Source organism: Campylobacter sp. RM12637, from assembly GCF_020137645.1.
Lineage (GTDB): Bacteria > Campylobacterota > Campylobacteria > Campylobacterales > Campylobacteraceae > Campylobacter_E.
Genome location: NZ_JACGAV010000003.1, coordinates 132323 through 151764 on the forward strand (window position 1 = coordinate 132323; position 19442 = coordinate 151764).

Sequence of the window (19442 nt, forward strand, 5' to 3'; positions counted from 1 at the left end):
TTATTCTTTAATTTATATCAAAATATTTTTAATTTCTCCTTGAATAGTCATTAAAATTAAATTCTTTTTGACTTTTAATGCTACCATCTTCACCAACATAAATTAAACTTGGTAATTTTACTCCGTTAAAAGTTGTATTTTTTACTATTGTGTAATGTATTTGGTCGCAAAATATTATCTTATCTCCTATATTTAGTTCTTGATTAAACTCATATTCTCCCATAATATCTCCTGCAAGGCAAGAATTACCTGTTAAAAGATAGCTATTTTTAGTGCTTTTAGTCTCTGCTAATTCATCACGACTTGCTAGGATTTTTGCATTTTTTACTTCGCTAGTGTAAGGCATAATGATAGTATCAGGCATATGAGCTTCAGCACAAATATCTAAAATTGCTATTTTTTTCTCATTTTCAACAATATCTAAAACACTAGCTATTAAATCCCCCGTTTGCCAACCAATAGCTTCTCCTGGTTCAAGGTATATTTCAAGATTATATTTTGATTTAATAGCTTTTAAGAATTGAATTAATTCTTCTACTTTATAGCCTTTTTTTGTGATATGATGACCGCCACCAAAATTAATCCATTTTAATGGGTGTTTTGCTAGATATGGTTTTAAGAAATTATCTTCAAATACTTTAAAGACTTTTTCTAAACTCTCAAAACTCTCTTCGCATAAAGCGTGAAAATGTAGCCCATCAACTATTATTTCGCTATCTAATAAATCCTTTGCTTTAATGCCAAGCCTTGAGAATTTGCCGCAAGGATTATAAATTTCTTTTGGAGCTACTGAAAACTCTAAATTACAGCGAATTCCTAAAGATTGATTTTTATAATTTTTATGATTTATAACTTTTTTATATTCATTCAATGAATTAATCACTATATGATGACTAAGGTTTAATATTTCTTCTAAATCATCATTGCTAAATGCTGGTGCGTAAGTGTGGATTTCTTTATCTACAAATTCTTTAGCAAATTTTGCTTCCCATAACCCACTGCAAGTGCAGCCTTTTAAGTAATTTTTAATTAAAGGCATAGCAGCACTAAATGCAAATCCTTTTAAAGCTAATAAGACTTTAACTCCACTTTCTTCTTGAATTTTTTTAAAGATTTCAAGGTTATTTTTTAGTTTGCTTTCGTAGCAAATGTAAGCTGGTGTTTTAATATTATTTTCAATATATTTCATTACAATTTCCTTTCGGTATTAATAATTTTGCTATAATATCATATTAAATTTATAATATATTAGGTATTTTATGAAAGAAAGAAAGTCAATTTTAGAAGAATCAATAAAGAGCTTAACTCTTTATTCTATAATATTTTTCGCATTAATTTTTAGTGTTGGAATATTTGTTATTAAATCAAGTTATACGGAAGAAGTAAAAAATTTAGAACAAGAATATAGCGAGCAAATCAATTTATCATCAAATAAATATATTAAAGAAGAACTTAAAAATATTAAAAAATATTTAGATGCAGAATTTTCATATTTAGACGATAGTGCCAAAGAATTCGTAGATAGTGCTTATAATTTCGCATTAAATTATTTAAACACTCACGAAGATAAACAAAAAGCTTTAGAATTTTTAAAAGCAAATATGGGTTATCCTATTGATATTGATGTTTTTGATGGAATTGACCCGACTTATTATTACTACGCTAGGTATGTGGAATTAGATAATAAAAAAATATTAAGAGTTACTTTAAATCCTAAAAAATATGAAGAAACTCAAAGGGTAGTAGCATTAAATAATATTAAAAATCTTCACAATGCTCAACTTTCTTATTTTAACGCAAAAAGATTAGATGATAATTTTAATTTTTTAGGTAATGAAAGATGGTATTGTGTATATGAAAACGAAGCTTATACTTGTTATGATAAAAATTGGTGGTTAGCTTTAGAATTTACCGTTAAAAGTGATGTATTAAAAGAAGCTTTAGAAGAAGTAAAAAGCAAAAGATTTGAATCAGCATTAATACAAGGTGCATTTTTAGGTTGTTCTATATTAGTTGGATTTTTAGGAATTTTAATTTACATAATAAGAAAGAAAAAAGAAGTAAGATCTCAAATAGAGCTAGCTACAAAGCATTTTGATATAGCATTAAATAAACATATATCTAATTTTAATAAGAATAAACAATTAAATAGCGATTTTGCATTTAAAGAATTTAGAACTTTAAGTTATGCTTTACTTAGATTTATAAGACAAATTCAAGCAAAAGATGGGAATATCAAAAAACAAGCATATATTGACAATATTACCGGTCTTATGAATATGATAAGTGTTACTGAAAGCCTTGATAATTATGTAAAAAAAGATAATAAGGTATTATTGTTTTTATTTTTTAATATAGATAATTTTAGAATTTATAACTCAATGTATGGAAGAAGTTTTGGTGATGAAGTTCTAAAAATCGTAGCTTATAGAATTTATACAACATTAAAGGGTATAGCAACAGGAGATAATGAACATTTTGAGAGCTTAGACTTTATAAAATATGATAAATATAAATTTATACAAAATAAAACTACTTTTGAATGTCTTGCTAGGGTTAGTGCTGATGAGTTTTTATTAGTAATTGAAGTAGATAAAAATGAAGATTGCTTTACAATAGCTAAGAAGTATCATCAAAAATTAACTGCAAGAAGTATTAAAATTAATTCAAATGATGATTTAATAGAATATGAGCCATTTAAAATTAATGCTAGAGTTGGGTTTAGCATATATCCAAAAGATAGCAAGAATTTACACGAATGTATAGGAAATGCTGATTTAGCAATAGAAAATGATAAGGCTAGTGGAGATAATTGGATATTTGGTTATACAGCAGAAATCGGCAAACAAAATGAAGCTAATTTAAAATTACAACAAGATATAAGAAATGGTATTGTAAATAAAGAATTCTTATTATATTATCAGCCAAAAGTAGATGTAAAATCTGGTAAAATTATAGGAGCAGAAGCTCTTGTTAGATGGCAAAAAGGAGATAAATTAATATTTCCAGACCAATTTATAGGAATTTGCGAAAGAAGTAATTTAATTATTACTTTAGGTAATGAAATTATTAAAATGGCTTGTGAAGCTCAAAGAAGATGGTTAGAAAAAGGTCTTGAATTAAAACTTAGTATAAATCTAAGCACCAAGCAGCTTTTAAGCGAAGGAATAGTTCATACAATAGAAAAAAACATTCAAGGCATACCGCCAAGATTAATTGAATTTGAAATCACAGAAAGCTTTTCAATAGAAAACGCAACAAGTAAAGCTATTATTGATAAAATCAAAAAACTTAATGTAGGTTTATCAATGGACGATTTTGGTAAAGGGTATAGTTCTTTATCTTATTTAAATGACCAAGATTTAGATTTTGATGTTGTTAAGATTGATAAATGCTTTATACAAAATATAGACACTAATGAAAAAAATAGAAGATTGGTTGAGTTTATTGTAAATGTTATTAAATCTTTAAATAAACGCTCTGTAGCTGAAGGTGTAGAAAATATTGAGATTTTAAATTTCTTAAAACACTTAGGTTGCGATGAATATCAAGGATATTATTTTAGTAGGCCTGTTCCTGAAAATATTTTATTAGAAAAGGTATATGAAAATGGTAAAAGTTAATTTTTTAGGGCCAATTAATAAAAATTCTATTGAATTAGAAGTAAAAAATGTTCTTGAATTAAAAAATGAATTATTGAAATTTGAAGACTTAAAGGAGTGGTTAGAGATTAGTGCTATTGCTATAAATGATAATTTTATAGATAGTTTAGATATTTCATTACAAGATAACGATGTAGTAAGCATACTGCCTCCTGTTTGTGGTGGTTGAGCGTGAAAGAATTTCAATTATTTAATAACGCTCTTGATGAAAAAGCTTTATATAATGAGTTTTGCGGGATTTGTAAAGAATTAAACTATGGAGCATTTTTAAGTTTTAGTGGAATTATTAGAGCAGAAGGCAATATTAGTGGTCTTAGTTTTGATATATATGAGCCAATTTTAAGAAAATGGTTTGATGATTGGTGTGAAAAAACTAGGAATTTAAATATTAGATTATTTTTTGCACACGCAAAAGGAGATGTATTAGTAGGAGAATGCTCTTATTTTGCAGGGATTGCAAGTTCGCATAGGAAAAATGGCTTAGATATATTTGCTAAGTTTATTGAAGATTTTAAGCAAAATGCGCCTATTTGGAAATATGATTTGATTGATAATCAAAGAATTTATGCAAAGGATAGAAGTTTTAAATTACCGAATGCGGGAATATTAAGCAACAAGGAAAAATAAATAATGAATAAAAAAGCATTAGTAATAGAAATTATTATTGTATTTATTGTGGTACTTGCGTTACTTATTTTACTAGGTCTTAAGATATATAATTCAAAAAATGAAGCAGAAATGTCAAAATCAATCAGAAACTTAGCTACATTGATTAATGATGTAGATACTTACTATTCTAATAATGAAAATTTCATAGATATTCCACTAATGACTAAAGTAGGGCTTGATAAAGATATGTGGTTTTTTGTCAAATCTGAAAAATGTTTGCATTTTGGAACTTTTAGGGATTTTTTAATAGTTAAAAAAGTAGAAAAACCTGGTAAATTATGTTCTACTTTATTAAATTATGATTCTGTTAAATCGCTATTAATAGGCAAAGACACTCCAGGCGATGAAGCTGTAAGCGTTAATATAAGCAATTCTAATACTATATTTATTAGAATGGGTATTAAATATGATAATTCTATATTATAAAACTATCTTATAACCTGTTGAAGTAATATTTTTTATAATATTTACACCCAATTTATCTCTAAAACGCTTTATAAATGTTCTTACCGAACCATCTTTTACATCACTTTTACCCCAGCAAACCTCTTTTATCTCATCAAGGCTTACAACCCTACCAACTGGCTCACTAAGTGCTTTTAATAAAGCTAGTTCTTTTTTTGTAAGTTCAACTTCAAATTCTAATGTTTTAAAAGTTGATTTCATATAATCAATCGTATAATCACCTATTTTAGTAACTTTACTCATATTTGAAACCAGGCTTTTTACACTTGCGATTAATTCTTCTGGAATTACAGGTTTGATTAAATACTTATTCACATTAACATCAATGGCTTTTAGTAATTTTTCTTTATCACTATGGGCTGAAATTACTATAATAGGCGTATTTGGGCTTAGGTCTTTAATGCTTTTTGCAAGGCTTAAACCATCTTTTAGCGGCATTAATACATCACAAATTACAATATCAGGACGAAGTTTTTTAAATTTATTTAATCCACTTAAGCCATCTTGAGCGTAATGCACTTCATAAAACAAAGGTGCTAAAATATCTCCCATTAGATGAGCTATATTTTTCTCATCTTCAACAATTAATAAACTTAACATTCTTCTCCTTTAAAAATAAGTTCAAAATATGCACAATTGCCCTTGTTAAAACATCTTATATCTGCATTTATTTTATTTAAAATTTGCTTACAAATGTAAAGCCCAAGTCCTACGCCTTGTTTTTTGTGTTTAGTTGTAAAATATGGGTCAAATATATGCTCTATTATGTTAGAAGGAATTGCCCCTGCATTATCGCTAATTTGCAAAATCAAATTCTTTTTTTCTTTAAATACTTTAAAATGTAGTATTTTATCATCTAGTTCTTGTTCTAAAAAAGCATCTTTAGCATTATTTATAATATTTACAAGAACTTGCACTAATTCATTAAAATTACAAAATAAGCAGCATTTTTTAGTATCAATATCAAATGTAGTTTTTATATTATTTTTTTTAAGTGCTTGATATGTTATGTATAAACTATGCTTAATTATTTTTATTAAATTATGCTTTTCTAAAGGCGTATTAGGATTAATAAAGTCCCTAAAATCATTAATAGTTTGGCTCATATTTTGGATTAATTTTTGACATAATTTATAATGTTTATCTTTTTTTTCGTTATGCAATAAATAAATAGCTAAAGATAATTCATTTAAAGGTTGTCTCCATTGATGAGCTATATTTTCTAGCATTTGTCCTAAGATAACTTGGCGATTTTGCTGAAATATTATTTTTTGTTGAGCGTTATTGATTGCTATTGCGTCTTCTATTTTCTTTTCTAAATTCTCATTGAGTATTTTTAAAGAATTTGTCTTTTGAGCTACGACTTGTTCTAAATTCTCATTTAATTGCATTAGCTTTTGTTTAGTTGCAACAAGCTCTTCATTTAAGGTAAAAAGCTTAGTAACATCGTGTCTAATAGCTATAAATTCAAATATTGTTCCATCTTCATCAAAAATTGGAATTATCGTTGTTTGTGCGTAGAAAAAATCCCCATTTTTCTTTTTATTCTTAACAACTCCTTTATGAACACGCCCAGCTAAAATAGTATCCCATAATTTTTTAAAAGCACTCTTAGGCGTATCAGGGTGGCGGATAATATTGTGATTTTGTCCTAGTAGTTCATCTTCGCTAAAGCCACAAAGATTGCAAAATTCTTCATTTACAAAGGTAATAATCCCATTTATATCTGTTTTTGAAACTATATTTGTGTTTTCAATTGCATTTTTATATTCATTTAATCTATACATTTTTACCTACTTAATTTAAGTGCTAAAAAGCACAAATAAAATCCATAAACAATAATTAAAGCAAAAAATAAATATTGAATATTTTTAATTTTTCTAATTTTATTTATAAATATAGAGCCTAAAAGCATAGCAGGAAGAGTGCTAAGCCCAAAAATTAACATATTAAGCCAAGCTTCATTAACGCTTTTTGCAATCATTGATTTTGCTACGAAAAAATATACTAAACCACAAGGAAAAAATCCATTTAAAAAGCCAAATATAAAGCCTTTATATTTTGAAGTTTTTTTATTGTTTAAAAATACCATTATTTTTTTATATATGAATTGATTTTCTATAAAAGCTAGTAGTTGTCCTTTAACAATTAAAGCAAATCCTAAAATAACGCAAAAAGCACCTAAGATAAAATATAAAAATACTTGTAAGTTTAAAGAATTTAAAAAATAACCTAAAAAATAAGCTATAAGACCTATTAAAATATAAGCACAAATTCTACTAAAATGATATATAAAAATATCAAAAAAATTACTCTTTTTGTGGTTGAATAAAAGAATTATCCCACCACACATAAAAAAACAATGAGTAAGACTAAGACCTAGTCCTAGCACAAAAGTGCTAAGAAGATTGTTTATAACATCTTCCTTTTTTTAAGCTCTTCTTCATAAAGCTTTTCGTAAATTAAATCGTATTCTTCGCTACCAGGAACGATTTTTCTTTTGTAATTATTAATTTTATCAAATACTAGGTCTTCAATATCTTCGTAAGTTTTTAAGTATTCAATCATACTTGAATAAATCACATTTTTTACTCTATTTTCTGATACATTAAAATTGATTAAATCTTCATCAACCAAAGCGTCCAAAATAGCGTGAGATAAGGCATTATATCTATCTTCATAATTCATTTGGATTTTATATTCATCTGCTAGTTTTTTCTTAAGTAACCAAAACATATTTTTTCTATCAACTTGCATTAAATCCATTTGGCTTTCTTGCTCTGCTAAAATCTCATTTACCTTCTCATCAAGTGATTTTTCTTTTAATACTAAGGCTGTAATAATTTTTGAAACTACTTCTTTAACTGGCTCTAAACCATTTACTAATTTTACAAATTTTGAGTTTAATAAATCTATTGAAATTTTATTTGAAACATAAGGAATATGTGGTTGTCTAATACGCATTTTTAATCCTTTTTTATTTTTCTTCATTATAAAATATATTAGTAAAAATGAATATAACAATAATAATTAATTTTTAACTTTTGATAATTTTTAAAATGCCTTAATATTAAGCTTTTTAAGAGTTTTGAAGCATTGATTTGAATTCGGAATTTCCGAATTCAAATTCTTTTAATCGCCTATATAAATTTGTCTTGGGCGAACTATTTTTAATGGGCTTTCTTTTTGTTCAATTAGTTGTGAAATCCAGCCAGGAATTCTACCTACTACGAATAATACCGCAAACATTTCATTAGGAATTCCTAGAGCTTTTAAGATTAAGCCGCTATGAAAATCAACATTCGGATATAATCCACGGCTTACAAAATACTCATCATTTAATGCGATTTCTTCAATTCTAGTTGCAACTTTTACAAAGTTTGCATCAATTCCAATTTCGCTAATTAATTGGTCTCTTAGTTTTTTAAGAACTTTTGCTCTAGGGTCAAAGTTTTTATAAACTCTATGCCCAAAGCCCATTAGTCTAAATGGATCATTCTTATCTTTTGCTCTTTTAATAAACTCATCAACTCTATCAGGTGTGCCAATTGTCTCAAGCATTCTAATCACACCTTCATTAGCACCCCCGTGTGCGTGTCCCCACAATGCACCAATTGCTGAACTAATACAGCTATATGGGTGAGCGTGAGTGCTACCGACTGAACGCACTACACTTGTGCTTGCATTTTGTTCGTGATCAGCATGAAGCATTAAAACCGTATCTAGTGCTTTTACCTCAATAGGTCTTAGATTTACATGCTCGTATGGATAGGTTCTTAGCATATATAAAAAGTTTTCGGTAAATCCACGATCAAGATTAGGATATGCCATAGGAAAGCCATTTTTATAGCGATACGCACTAGCGGCTATTGTTGGTATTTTTGCTACGATTCTGGCTGCCATTTCCATATAATCTTCGTGCTTATCCATATTTAAATGGTCAGGATAAAATGTTGAAAGTGCTGCAACTGCTGCTTGCATAACTGCCATAGGATGAGCATTGTCAGGGAAAGCGTCAAACAATTTATGCATACCTTCGTGAATAAAGCTTCTTTTTTTAAGCTCATATCTAAACGCTTCTAATCTTTCAGGACTTGGTAATTCTTTATGTAATAATAAATGCACTACATCTAAAAAAGTTTTATTTTCTGCTAGCCATTCAATAGAATAACCACGATGCCTTAATTCTCCTGCTTCTCCATCAATATAAGTAATACTTGATTTACAAGTTGCAGTGCTAGTTAATCCTTCATCATAAGAAAATGCACCTGTTTTTGAATATAAAGACGAAAAATCAATTGATTTTGCACCTCTAGTTCCACTTAATACATCAAATTCAAATTCTTTACCATCGTAAATTAATTTTGCTTTTTCCATTTTTAACTCCTTTTTTAATAGTTATGTATATTTTAAAAGGAATTTGTGAAATATTGTAAAAAACTTACTTAGATTTTTGCTTATGTGTTTCAATAAGTAACGAAATTTTAGGAATAGCCCACATAAATATGACAGCTTCAATTAAAGATGATAAAACCAAAGCTAAATAAAAAGAATTATCAATTAAGTTTAATTTCATTCCTAAAGTTGCAATTGCGATTAATAAAGTAAGCGGCATACAAGATGTAAAAGCTAATAAAATGCAAGATATTTTAAAGTCTTTATAAAATACAAAAGAACTAATTATTCTACAAACTAACATAGTAAGAATAATAGCAAATGACATTAATATAAGCTCTTTATTAACCAAGCTAAAATCAAGGCTTAGCCCAACATATACGAAAAATATAGGTATTAAAAAAGGGTGTCCTAATGAGCTTAATTTATGCTCTAAATCCTTTTTATGCCCAAAAAAGCTAGATATAAACATACCAGCTAAAAACGCTCCTAAAGCTATTTCAAAATCAAAATAAAGCATTAAAGCAACTGCTAGCATCCACAATGCAAGACTAAGCCTTACATTACGCTCTGCTTTATCATAATCAGGCATTAAAATTTCTTTAAGCCAAGGTAACCACCAAAAAATCGCATTGAAAATATAATAAATTACAACAAAAATCCCTAAAAAGAATAGTATTGACAATACAGAAGTGGCAACTTGCATTGTGCTACTTGAGTTTGAAAAGCTATTTAAAAGAGTTATTAAAACAATGCTTATTACTTCGCCAAGTGCTGCTAAAACCATAGTAAAACTAAGCCATTTTGGAGTAATTTCGTATTCTTTATATAAAATACTAATAAGCCCTATACTCATAACAGGAATTATTATTGCAACTACTAAGCTAAGTTTTAGTATCAAAGAAATACTAATAGCTAAAGCGTAAAGAATTAAATAAAATAAAGATATTTTTTTTAGCTCATTTGCATTTAATTTTATAAATTCTTTAAGGCTTACTTCAAGCCCTGCTATAAACATTAAATAGCAAAATCCAATATGAGAAGCTAGGGTAAAAGCAGGTGTTTTTGTGATTATTCCAATAGCACCAGCAATACTTCCTAAAATAATTTCAACCGCTAAAATAGGTAAGCTAGTAAGCTTTGCTATATAAGGCGATGAAAAAACAACAAAAGATATAAATAATAAAATATTTAAATCATTTGAGCTAAGTTCCATTAATTTCCTTGTATAAATCTAGTATCCTCAAAAATTATGCTTTTTGCAATTATTTCAATTTTTTCAGGGATATTTTCAATAATTATAATAGGACTTAGGTTATAGTGATTAAATAATTTTGCTCTAAAGCTTATTTGCTTTTTAATACTTGGTGGATTTTTTAAAAATTCTTCATAATTTTCGTATTTAAAAAATTCATTCGCTTTTTTAAATGATATTACACATAATTCATCTTTATTACACATTATTAGCTCTTTACTTATGTCAAGACTTAGATTAATTTTGCGTGATTTAAAATGCGAATAAAACAAAACAAAAGCTTTTGCAGTATTTTTATTAGCTTTAATTCTTGCATAAAGCAAACGATAATTTAAAAACTTTTCTCTAATAATGCTAAATTGTTGATTTTTGCTTTCTAATCTTACGACTTTTTTAAAAAATTGCAATTTTTCTTCTATTGAGCCAGGTAGAATTTGATTTTTATATATACTTGAGCTTAATTCTTTTATCAAATGCTCTTCGCTTTTTTGTTGAGCTAAGCCGTAAATACAGCCACAATAATTTTGATGATACAATAAATCATCTTTTGCTAATTTTAATTGCCTTTGAGTTCCACCATCTTTTCTAAAATCAACACAAAAAAACTCTAAATCAGTCCCTTTTAAAGCTTCTTGCATAGATACTCTTAATTGCTCTAAATCTTTTTTAGGAGAGCATAAAAGTGTGGTTGTAAATGTTTTTTGCCCTAATTTTAAAGCCATTTCAACAGAACTTTGCATTCTAAAATCAAAACATTTAGAACATCTCTTCCCACGCTCAGGCTCATTTTCATAGCCTTTTACATAATTAAACCATTCAGCATAATCATATTCACCTTTAATTAGCTTAATACCAAGCTTTTTACAAGACCTTGCTACATCAAAATATCTTAATTCATATTCGCTAAAAGGATGAATATTTGGGTCATAAAAATACCCGATGAGTTCTTCATCAGGCATTAATTTTCTTAATTCTTGCAAAAAAAAGTGCGAATCAACGCTACAACAAATATGAACTAGCATTAATTTATTTTATACTTTTTACTAATTTCATTTATTGTGCCATCATCTAGCATTTCTTGTAGGCTTTTATTTATTATTTCAAGTAATTTTGTATTACCTTTATTTACGGCAAATCCTTGCGAATCTTCGTCTTTATACTCGCAAACTACTTGCAAATCAGGATTTTTATTTAAAAAATTAACAGCAGCAACCTTATCTAATACTATAGCATCTATTTTTTTGCTTTGTAATGAAAGTATGCTAATGCTAGAATTTGCAAAGCCTTTTACTTCTTTTTGGCTAGATTTTTTTGCTATATCATATTGCACCGAGCCAAGTTCAGCCCCAAAAAGCGTATTAGTAAAATCTAAATCTTTACAATTTTTAATTTCTTGATTTTCATTATTTTCTATTCTTTTTATGAAATAATTAGAACTATCTTTAAAATTAATTGTAAATTCTACTGCCTTAGCTCTTGCTGGAGTTTTTTTCATAATTGCTCCGATTAAATCCACTTTATTGCTCTTAAGACTTGGGATTAATCCGTCAAAATCCATATATTTAAACTCTAATTCTAAATTATTTCTTTTAGCAATTTCTTTAATAATATCAACATCAAAGCCTTTTAATTCGTTGTTTTCTAAATATTCATAAGGCGGATAATTAGGTGCTGTTGCTACTCTTAAAATATCAGCACTCATACTTGTTAATAATGCTAAAGAAAATAATATTTTTTTCATTTTGCTCCCTTACTTTACGCTATCTTTATAAACTGCGTTTTCATTTACTACTTCTTTAATAATTAAAGACCTTTTTGTCTCTCCTGTGCTATCTATGCTAATAATCCCACTAACGCCTTCGTAATCTTTAGTTTTTTTAATCTCTTGATTTATACATTCGCTAGTGATTTGCTCGCAACGATTTGCAGCTTCTACTAATACAAAATAAGCATCAGCACCCATTGCAGCAAAATTTGATGGAAGACTTCCATTATAAGCTTTTGCATATTCTGCTAAATATTTTTTACTAAGTTCTGTTGGTGGAACATTTGCATCAAAGCTATCTGTATATAAATGATTGTTTGAATACTCTGCTGCAAGTTTGATAAATTGCTCATCAGCAACCCCATCAGCACTAGCGATTATACTTTTAACACCTGCTATTTTTGCTTGTCTTACAAAAAGTGCTGCTTCTTGATAATAAAGTGGCAAATACACTACATCAGGATTTAAACTAGCAATTTGAGCTGAAATAGCGTTAAAATCTTTATCTCCACTTGTAATGATTAATTCTTTTAATATTTCTCCACCACCTTGAATAAATTCTTTTTTGTAAGCTTTTGATAAACCTAGTGAATAATCAGTCGCTTGGTCTTTTACAATTACTGCTGTTTTTTTACCTTGAGCTAATAAATATTTTGCCATAGCTTCGCCTTGAAAACTATCATTAAAGCACACTCTAGCAGCGTAATTTTTGCCTTTTAATAATTTATCATTTGTAGCAGCTGGTGCAATTACAGGCACTTTTTTCGCTTCAGCTGTATTCATAACCACTATAGTATTTGCAGTAATCATTTCTCCAATTATTGCACTAACTTTTGGTAAAACTCTTTCAGTTGCTGTGATGGCTTCTATTTTATCGCCTTTTGTATCAACTATATTTAAATTGATTTGCTCTCCATTTTTTAAAGTTGGTTGCATTGCATTTGCTACTTTTATTCCATTAAGTGCCGCATTTCCATACGCTGCAACGCTACCACTAAGTGGTAAAACTACACCAATATCTAAAGCAAAAGCCGCACTAGAAGCTAATAAAATTAAACTTTTTTTCATAATAAATCCTTTAAATAATTTAAATAAATTCCTTGAATTACAAGGCATAAAAGACCTGCAAAAAATCCTGCAAGTAAATCATCAAGCATAACGCCTAAGCCACCTTTTAGTTTTTTATCAACTTTACCAATAATACTTGGCTTAGTTATATCAAAAAGCCTAAATAAGATAAAAGCTAAAGCAAAATGCCACCAAGAGTTGTTAAAACTCATACCAATCGCCAAAAAAACCCCACAAACCTCATCAATTACTATTTCTTTAGCATCGTGTTCGTGAGTTTTTTCATAATCGTCAATGATTTTAATACTTGCAATAAAAATTGCAATACTTAATAGCATTAAAGTGCTTTTATCTGTGTAAATTAGTAACAAATAAGCAAATGGTAATGCCGCAATAGTCCCCATTGTGCCACTTGCAAACGGACTAAGACCTGAATAAAAAAATGTTAAATATAGTTTTGCTAATTTTTCTTTCATTAAAATCCTTTGTAATTTAGAAAAATATCTTAAGTTAGTTAAGGAATAATTTGTTTTTAGAATTTGATTTAAAGAATTTAAATATCGTTTTTAAATTCTATGATTTTTAATTTAAGAAAAACATTATAAAATAACGATTATTTTTTATAAAAAAAGGCAAAAAAATGTTGAAAAAATCAATAATTTTAATGAGTATTTTATATTCTAGTTTAAATGCTGGAGCTGTAGATGGTAGGTATTTTTATCAAGATTATTTAGATTTTGGTGCCAATAAAGGCAAATTTAAAGCAGGTTTAGAAAATATAATAATTAATCCACAAGATAATTCTAACCTTACTATAGACAAGCCAACTGATATTATATTAAATACTCCTATGATTGATTTTAGTGCTAGTAATAAAACGGGTATTTTAAGGGGAGAATTTACAAATATAGGTGGCAATAGGGTTTTAAGTGCAGCTCATATGATTTTTGGAGACCAAGCAAATTCTTTGCATAAATATTCAGCTTTACAATTTGGTGGAGTATTAAATACTGTTGTAAGTGCATCAAATAATTTTGATAAATGGACTTGTACTCAAGGAACTTGTGGAAAAGATGATTTTTTAGCTCTTAGAATGGGTAAGGTTAATATTAATAAAAAAGCGGATATTGCTCCGATAAAATATTATGATGAAAATGGAAAAGATACAAATTACGAAGCTTTTAAAACATATTCATCAGATATTAATAATGATTTAGCAAATTTTGAAGATAAAAGTGGTAAGGCAGCTTTATATGATAATTCTAGATATACACTTTTTGTAAGGAGTGGAACAGGTCTTCAAAAAATTAACACAGTAGAAACAATAAATAAAAACGGATACGATTATTTTAGTGTAAAATCAGATAAATTGGCTGATGCAAATAAGTATTTTACAGGTGGAATTATAAACAACATAGATAAAAATGAAAGTTTCAGACAAGAATTTGGAATCTATACAATTAATTTTAATCAGAATAAATTATTGAATTTTTCAAGCACAGGCGCAAAAGGCGATAGTGGAAGTGCTTTATATGTATGGGATAATGTAGATAAAAAATGGTATATGATAGGAGTAGCTAGTGTTGCAAATTGTAATGAAAATAGCACATCTTGTACTTATACAAATTATCATTTAGTAAATAATAATACTTTAGATATTTTTAATAAGGCTCATAGTGTTATTACATCTGCTAATTTAACACTTAATAATGATGGTTTAAAAGATGATAAAAATCATCTTGTAGAACAAACAATGGGGGCTTTATCTTTTAAACACCATTATTCTGGTTATATAAGCAGTTTAAATAAAAATTACGATGCTTATAAGCAAAGATTAGATTTAATGGCTAACGATAAGGATATTTATATAAATGGTGGTTCTTTAACTCTTAGCGCTAATGCTGATTTAGGTTCTAGCGCATTGATTATAAAAGATAATTTAAATTATGATATTAAAGGTGATTTTGACTTTTTACACGGCGGTCTTGATATAGGTGCTAATTCAGTCGTAAATTATTATGCAAAGACTGCGGAATTTGATTTTTTACACAAAATTGGTGCGGGTAAATTGATAGTTAATTCAAGTAGTCCCAAAGCAGGGCTTAGAATAGGTGGTGGCGAAGTTGAGTTTAAAAATTCTTCAGGCACAACTTTTGGTAGTATTTATATGACTAATAATTCAAGTTTAAAGATAAATAACGCCAATCAAATAAATACAAATTATTTATATTTTGGCGAGAATGCAGGCAAGCTTGATTTAAATGGTGCTAGTTTAAAATATTTTAATAATTTTTATGCAAGTGATAATAATGCAGTGATAACAAATACTAGCACTAACTTAAGCACTCTGGAAATCAATAAATTTGCTACAACAGAACCTACAAATATTATTTATCACGGAAATATTAAAGGAAATATCAATATAATTCAAAATCACAATAATAAATCCGATAAATATGCTGTTTATGATGGTGGTTTAGATATTCAAAATATGGAATTTAAAAATGGAAATTTAGTTTTACAAGGTCATCCAATAGTGCATAATTATGTATCAAAAGATGTAAAAGATAAGCTAAAAGAAGATATATTTACTACCCCTACAAGGCTAGACCAAGAAGATTGGGAAGAGAGAAATTATAAAATGGCTAGCCTAACTTTAGACAAAGCTAGTCTTGATATTTTAAAACATTCAAATGTGGATATTAAAAACATTAATTCTATTTCTTCAACTATTAAAATTGGCGATAATTTAGCTTATATAGATAGGTTTGATGGAGAAAATATAAAAGCAAATGATACTATGGGTAGTGATACTAATGAAAGTTATTATAATAATCTAAAATATCAAGAAGAAGTAACAAAAGGCGAAAGCATTGCTAAAAATATCAAAATTAATTCAAATTTTGATTTGAAAACCAATTCAAAACTAAGCCTTTTAAATGGCACAGATTTTAAAGGCAAAATCACAGCTGATGATAGTTCTAGCCTTGAGTTTAATGGTGCAATGATTAATGCAAATATAAACGCAAGTAGCCTAAACTCAACCAATACAACATATATTTACGAAAGCAAAAACAATGCTTTAAATATAAGCAAAAGCACAAGTGGAGCTAAAAATACCTTGCTAATCCAAAAAGACTTTTTAAACGGAGATGATAAAATACTAATAGCAAGTTTGGCTAATGATACTTTAGTGGCTGAAAATTATTTTGATATTAAAGGTGAAGCTTCAGTATTTGCCGACCTTAAACCTAATGTAAAATACTATGATGAAAACGGCACAGCTAAATGGTATCTTGAAAAAATACCATCTACTCCATCACCAGAGCCAAGCCCAACACCAGATAAGCCAAGTACCCCAACAACTCCAAGTGAGCCTGATACTAAACCAACTCCACCAACTAACACAGACACAACTCCAAGTGAGCCTATTAATCCAAATGAGCCTAGTGTTAATAATCCAAGCGAACCTAGTATTCCTAGCACTCCAAATAAACCAAGCGAGCCTGATACCAAACCAGTTGAGCCTAAGCCAGACACTCCAACAACTCCAAATGAGCCTACAATACCAGATGAGCCAAGCACTCCAAATAACCCAGAAGAGCCTGTTATAGTTGAGCTTGACCCAAATCCTAGCAACAATCCAAGCAATGTAGAAACAAAAGGCCATTATCAAGAATACTTCTTCGTAAGAGAGAAAGAAAGTTCAATAAATACAGCTAAAAACACGCTAAATCAAGCATTTTTTAACTATGTTTTAGAGTGGAACAATATGCAAAAGCGTATGGGAGAGCTAAGAGATGAGGTTGCAAATGGCGGAATTTGGATTAGGAATTTCGGTGGAGCAAGTTCGTATCTAAAAGATAATAAGACCAAATATTATGAATTACAAATCGGTGCTGATAAGATTAGCGAAATGGATGATTTCAATGCTTATGCGGGAATTATCTTTACTAATTCAATTTATAAACTAGATACAAAAAATATGCTAGAAGGTAAAGTAAAAGGCATAGGCGGGGGACTTTATTCAAGCTTTATTTTTAATAATGGTTTTTATATTGATATGATTGCAAAATATGTTGATTATAAAAATGACTACACTCTAACGCTAAATAATGGCAATAATAAAGCAATTTATATTAACGCGAATAATCATTCTAAAAGCGTAGTAGCAAGCGTAGAATTAGGCAATAGATTTTATATGAATAATTATTATTTAGAGCCTAGCGTTGAGTTAATTAGTGGCTATGTTAGTGCGATTAGCCTTGAAAATAAAGCCGAGCATATAAAATTAGAAAGCAAATCATTCGTTCCATTTAATACAAAAACAATGCTAAGTTTTGGTAAGCAAAGTAGCGAAGATTCAAGATTTGGATTTAGATTTGGGGTTGGAATTGCTGCTGATTTAGCTAAAAACGGCGATAAAACCATAAGAGATTTAAATGTAATTAGACAAATTGAAGGCAAAAAAGATACAAGAATGCTAACTAATGCTTCATTTAATTATAATTTCACGAATAATTTAAGGCTAATGACCGAGTTTGAAAGGACATTTTTTGGTGATTTGAATGTGGATTATTCGCTTAATATGACTTTAAGAAAGAGTTTTTAATTTATTTTGCACCTATTTTAAAGGTGCAAAATCTTTATATGTTTTTATCTTGTCAATAAATATTATTTATTGGGTTTTTTAATGAGTTTAAGCATAAGGAGTTTCAAAATACATTTTTATTCTATCGCCTAAATACTCAAATTATGATGCAAAGCTTAATTTTTGATATAAAGAAGCAAAAATAACTATTAAATAATAATCTTTATTCATTCACTCGCATTACTAAATACAAAAAATAAAGAATTTAAAATAATAATTCAAATAAAAATATTTTAATTTTCTTTAAAAGTAAGAAAATTTAAATTGCTAAGTTATTGTTTGTATTAAACTACTTCTTAAATCTTGCCAAATTACTAAGCGGTAAAGATAGCTAAGATTTATAATTTTTACCAATAAATTTCTTAAAAGTTTAGTTGTTTTAATGTTACTTTTACGCATTTAATTGTATTTTTTACTCATAAAATCACTTGAAATCTCACTGATATTGATTTTTTTAAGTATTAAAAAATAAAGAATTTAAAACAATAATTTACACATAAAAACTAAAAAATATAAAGCAATATTTTTATTATTACCAAAGCTTTATATTTTGATTTAGAGATAGCCTAAATAGTATTAAATCAATAATATGATAAATTCAAATTTATATTTAAGCTATTATTTTTTTAAAAAGATTATTTTTTGAATGAATTGCTGTGATTTGCAATATTAATGCAAGTTAGCGTTAGAATATTTTTATCTTTTTCGTAAATTAGCACCAAATCGTTTTTCACATGGCAATCTCTATAGCCCTTAAATTTACCTTGCAAAGCGTGGTCTTTATAAACCGGTTCTAATACTTCATCATTTGCCAATCTTAAAATAATTTTATTTGTTAATTCTTTATCAGCTTTGCTTAGTTTTTTAAAGGCTGTTTTGTAAGCTTTAGTCTCCCTTACTTGATACTTCACCATTTCATGCTTTCTTCTACGAATTTTTCAGCGTCCATATATTCAACTTCCCCACGCAAATACGCAGCTTTTAATTCTTTTGCTTCTTTTATAGAATCTAAAAATTCTTTACTATTATAAAAATCATCTAATTTGCTTTTTTCTTTCTTTATCTTTATCGGCTCGTTAAATGCCTTTGCTAATTCTTTTAAAGCCTTTAAAAAGTGCGGATTATCATTCATCTTTACTATTACATTCATATTTACTCCTTTTATAATCGTTATCTTATACTAAATATGTTTAATTTATAAAGTTTTAAGTAAAATTCTTGCTTTAAATTCTTAAAAGTTTAAAATGTTTTTTGATTATGTTTTTTAAAAAGTTAAAGAAGTAAAAAAGGTGCTAAGGATAGCACCTTTTTTGTTATTACAAATAATCTTTAAAACTATTGTAATAACCTTAGTCGTTTTTTAAGATAGCTAATGCTATCTTAAAAACTCCATTCATTAACGCAATAATCTTTATTGCGTTTTTAAAGATAGCCGAAGCTATCTTTAAAACTATTGTAATAATCTTTGTAGTTTTTAAGGCGACAAGCACCTTAAAAACTCCATTCATTATT

18 protein-coding genes are annotated in these 19442 nt (G+C 27.8%); 5 read left to right on the forward strand and 13 right to left on the reverse strand.

Features of this window, described 5'->3' with window-relative positions:
• Positions 1–28: 28 nt before the first annotated feature.
• Positions 29–1189, reverse strand: coding sequence for a carboxynorspermidine decarboxylase (gene nspC / locus AVBRAN12637_RS02865; protein ID WP_214149900.1), 1161 nt, complete (start codon positions 1187–1189; stop codon positions 29–31).
• 70 nt (positions 1190–1259) lie between these two features.
• Here nspC and AVBRAN12637_RS02870 point away from each other — a divergent pair, with 70 nt between their 5' ends.
• The 4 genes from AVBRAN12637_RS02870 to AVBRAN12637_RS02885 are packed head-to-tail and all read left to right on the forward strand — an operon-like array spanning position 1260 to position 4757.
• Positions 1260–3623, forward strand: a complete 2364-nt coding sequence (locus tag AVBRAN12637_RS02870) for a putative bifunctional diguanylate cyclase/phosphodiesterase (protein WP_336606945.1) — start codon at positions 1260–1262, stop codon at positions 3621–3623.
• Positions 3610–3831: a MoaD/ThiS family protein gene (locus tag AVBRAN12637_RS02875; protein ID WP_336615281.1), complete on the forward strand. Its 222-nt coding sequence runs from the start codon at positions 3610–3612 to the stop codon at positions 3829–3831. The genes AVBRAN12637_RS02870 and AVBRAN12637_RS02875 overlap by 14 nt, the downstream gene beginning before the upstream one ends.
• Before the next feature lie 2 nt (positions 3832–3833).
• Positions 3834–4289: a molybdopterin synthase catalytic subunit gene (locus tag AVBRAN12637_RS02880; protein ID WP_336606943.1), complete on the forward strand. Its 456-nt coding sequence runs from the start codon at positions 3834–3836 to the stop codon at positions 4287–4289.
• Between the two features lie 3 nt (positions 4290–4292).
• Positions 4293–4757 carry a hypothetical protein gene (locus AVBRAN12637_RS02885; protein WP_336606942.1) on the forward strand — a complete coding sequence of 155 codons (465 nt, stop codon included), beginning with the start codon at positions 4293–4295 and terminating at the stop codon, positions 4755–4757.
• On the opposite strand, the gene AVBRAN12637_RS02890 is transcribed toward AVBRAN12637_RS02885, so the two are convergent.
• From AVBRAN12637_RS02890 to AVBRAN12637_RS02935, 10 genes are all read right to left on the reverse strand, one after another.
• On the reverse strand, positions 4752–5396 hold the full coding sequence (locus tag AVBRAN12637_RS02890; RefSeq protein ID WP_336615282.1) for a response regulator transcription factor: 645 nt from the start codon (positions 5394–5396) through the stop codon (positions 4752–4754). The two genes, AVBRAN12637_RS02885 and AVBRAN12637_RS02890, sit on opposite strands and share 6 nt — an antisense overlap.
• Entirely contained in the window at positions 5390–6583 is a 1194-nt protein-coding gene (locus AVBRAN12637_RS02895; protein ID WP_336609332.1) for a PAS domain-containing sensor histidine kinase, read from the reverse strand. The genes AVBRAN12637_RS02890 and AVBRAN12637_RS02895 overlap by 7 nt, the downstream gene beginning before the upstream one ends.
• Positions 6584–6585: 2 nt before the next feature.
• Entirely contained in the window at positions 6586–7188 is a 603-nt protein-coding gene (locus AVBRAN12637_RS02900; protein ID WP_336609333.1) for a sulfite exporter TauE/SafE family protein, read from the reverse strand.
• A gap of 20 nt (positions 7189–7208) precedes the next feature.
• Positions 7209–7760 carry a DUF507 family protein gene (locus AVBRAN12637_RS02905; protein WP_214116410.1) on the reverse strand — a complete coding sequence of 184 codons (552 nt, stop codon included), beginning with the start codon at positions 7758–7760 and terminating at the stop codon, positions 7209–7211.
• Between the two features lie 168 nt (positions 7761–7928).
• A complete protein-coding gene (locus tag AVBRAN12637_RS02910) occupies positions 7929–9173 on the reverse strand; it encodes a citrate synthase (RefSeq protein ID WP_214116418.1) in 1245 nt (414 codons plus the stop codon).
• A gap of 64 nt (positions 9174–9237) precedes the next feature.
• The gene (locus tag AVBRAN12637_RS02915; RefSeq protein WP_336615283.1) at positions 9238–10407 is read right to left on the reverse strand and encodes a cation:proton antiporter; all 1170 of its coding nucleotides are present in this window, start codon (positions 10405–10407) and stop codon (positions 9238–9240) included.
• On the reverse strand, positions 10407–11468 hold the full coding sequence (locus tag AVBRAN12637_RS02920) for an epoxyqueuosine reductase QueH (RefSeq protein ID WP_214116431.1): 1062 nt from the start codon (positions 11466–11468) through the stop codon (positions 10407–10409). Before AVBRAN12637_RS02920 ends, AVBRAN12637_RS02915 begins: the two co-directional genes overlap by 1 nt.
• On the reverse strand, positions 11468–12187 hold the full coding sequence (locus AVBRAN12637_RS02925; protein WP_336615284.1) for a substrate-binding periplasmic protein: 720 nt from the start codon (positions 12185–12187) through the stop codon (positions 11468–11470). Before AVBRAN12637_RS02925 ends, AVBRAN12637_RS02920 begins: the two co-directional genes overlap by 1 nt.
• 9 nt (positions 12188–12196) lie before the next feature.
• Positions 12197–13279, reverse strand: a complete 1083-nt coding sequence (locus AVBRAN12637_RS02930; protein WP_214149907.1) for an ABC transporter substrate-binding protein — start codon at positions 13277–13279, stop codon at positions 12197–12199.
• On the reverse strand, positions 13276–13755 hold the full coding sequence (locus AVBRAN12637_RS02935; RefSeq protein WP_214119583.1) for a phosphatidylglycerophosphatase A family protein: 480 nt from the start codon (positions 13753–13755) through the stop codon (positions 13276–13278). Before AVBRAN12637_RS02935 ends, AVBRAN12637_RS02930 begins: the two co-directional genes overlap by 4 nt.
• Positions 13756–13919: 164 nt before the next feature.
• On the opposite strand from AVBRAN12637_RS02935, the gene AVBRAN12637_RS02940 reads away from it, so the two are divergent.
• On the forward strand, positions 13920–17891 hold the full coding sequence (locus AVBRAN12637_RS02940; protein ID WP_336615285.1) for an autotransporter outer membrane beta-barrel domain-containing protein: 3972 nt from the start codon (positions 13920–13922) through the stop codon (positions 17889–17891).
• Positions 17892–18565: 674 nt separating this feature from the next.
• Here AVBRAN12637_RS02940 and AVBRAN12637_RS02945 read toward each other — a convergent pair.
• The gene (locus tag AVBRAN12637_RS02945) at positions 18566–18844 is read right to left on the reverse strand and encodes a type II toxin-antitoxin system RelE/ParE family toxin (protein ID WP_250325694.1); all 279 of its coding nucleotides are present in this window, start codon (positions 18842–18844) and stop codon (positions 18566–18568) included.
• Positions 18838–19080, reverse strand: coding sequence for a hypothetical protein (locus AVBRAN12637_RS02950; RefSeq protein ID WP_214120675.1), 243 nt, complete (start codon positions 19078–19080; stop codon positions 18838–18840). Before AVBRAN12637_RS02950 ends, AVBRAN12637_RS02945 begins: the two co-directional genes overlap by 7 nt.
• Positions 19081–19442: the final 362 nt, after the last annotated feature.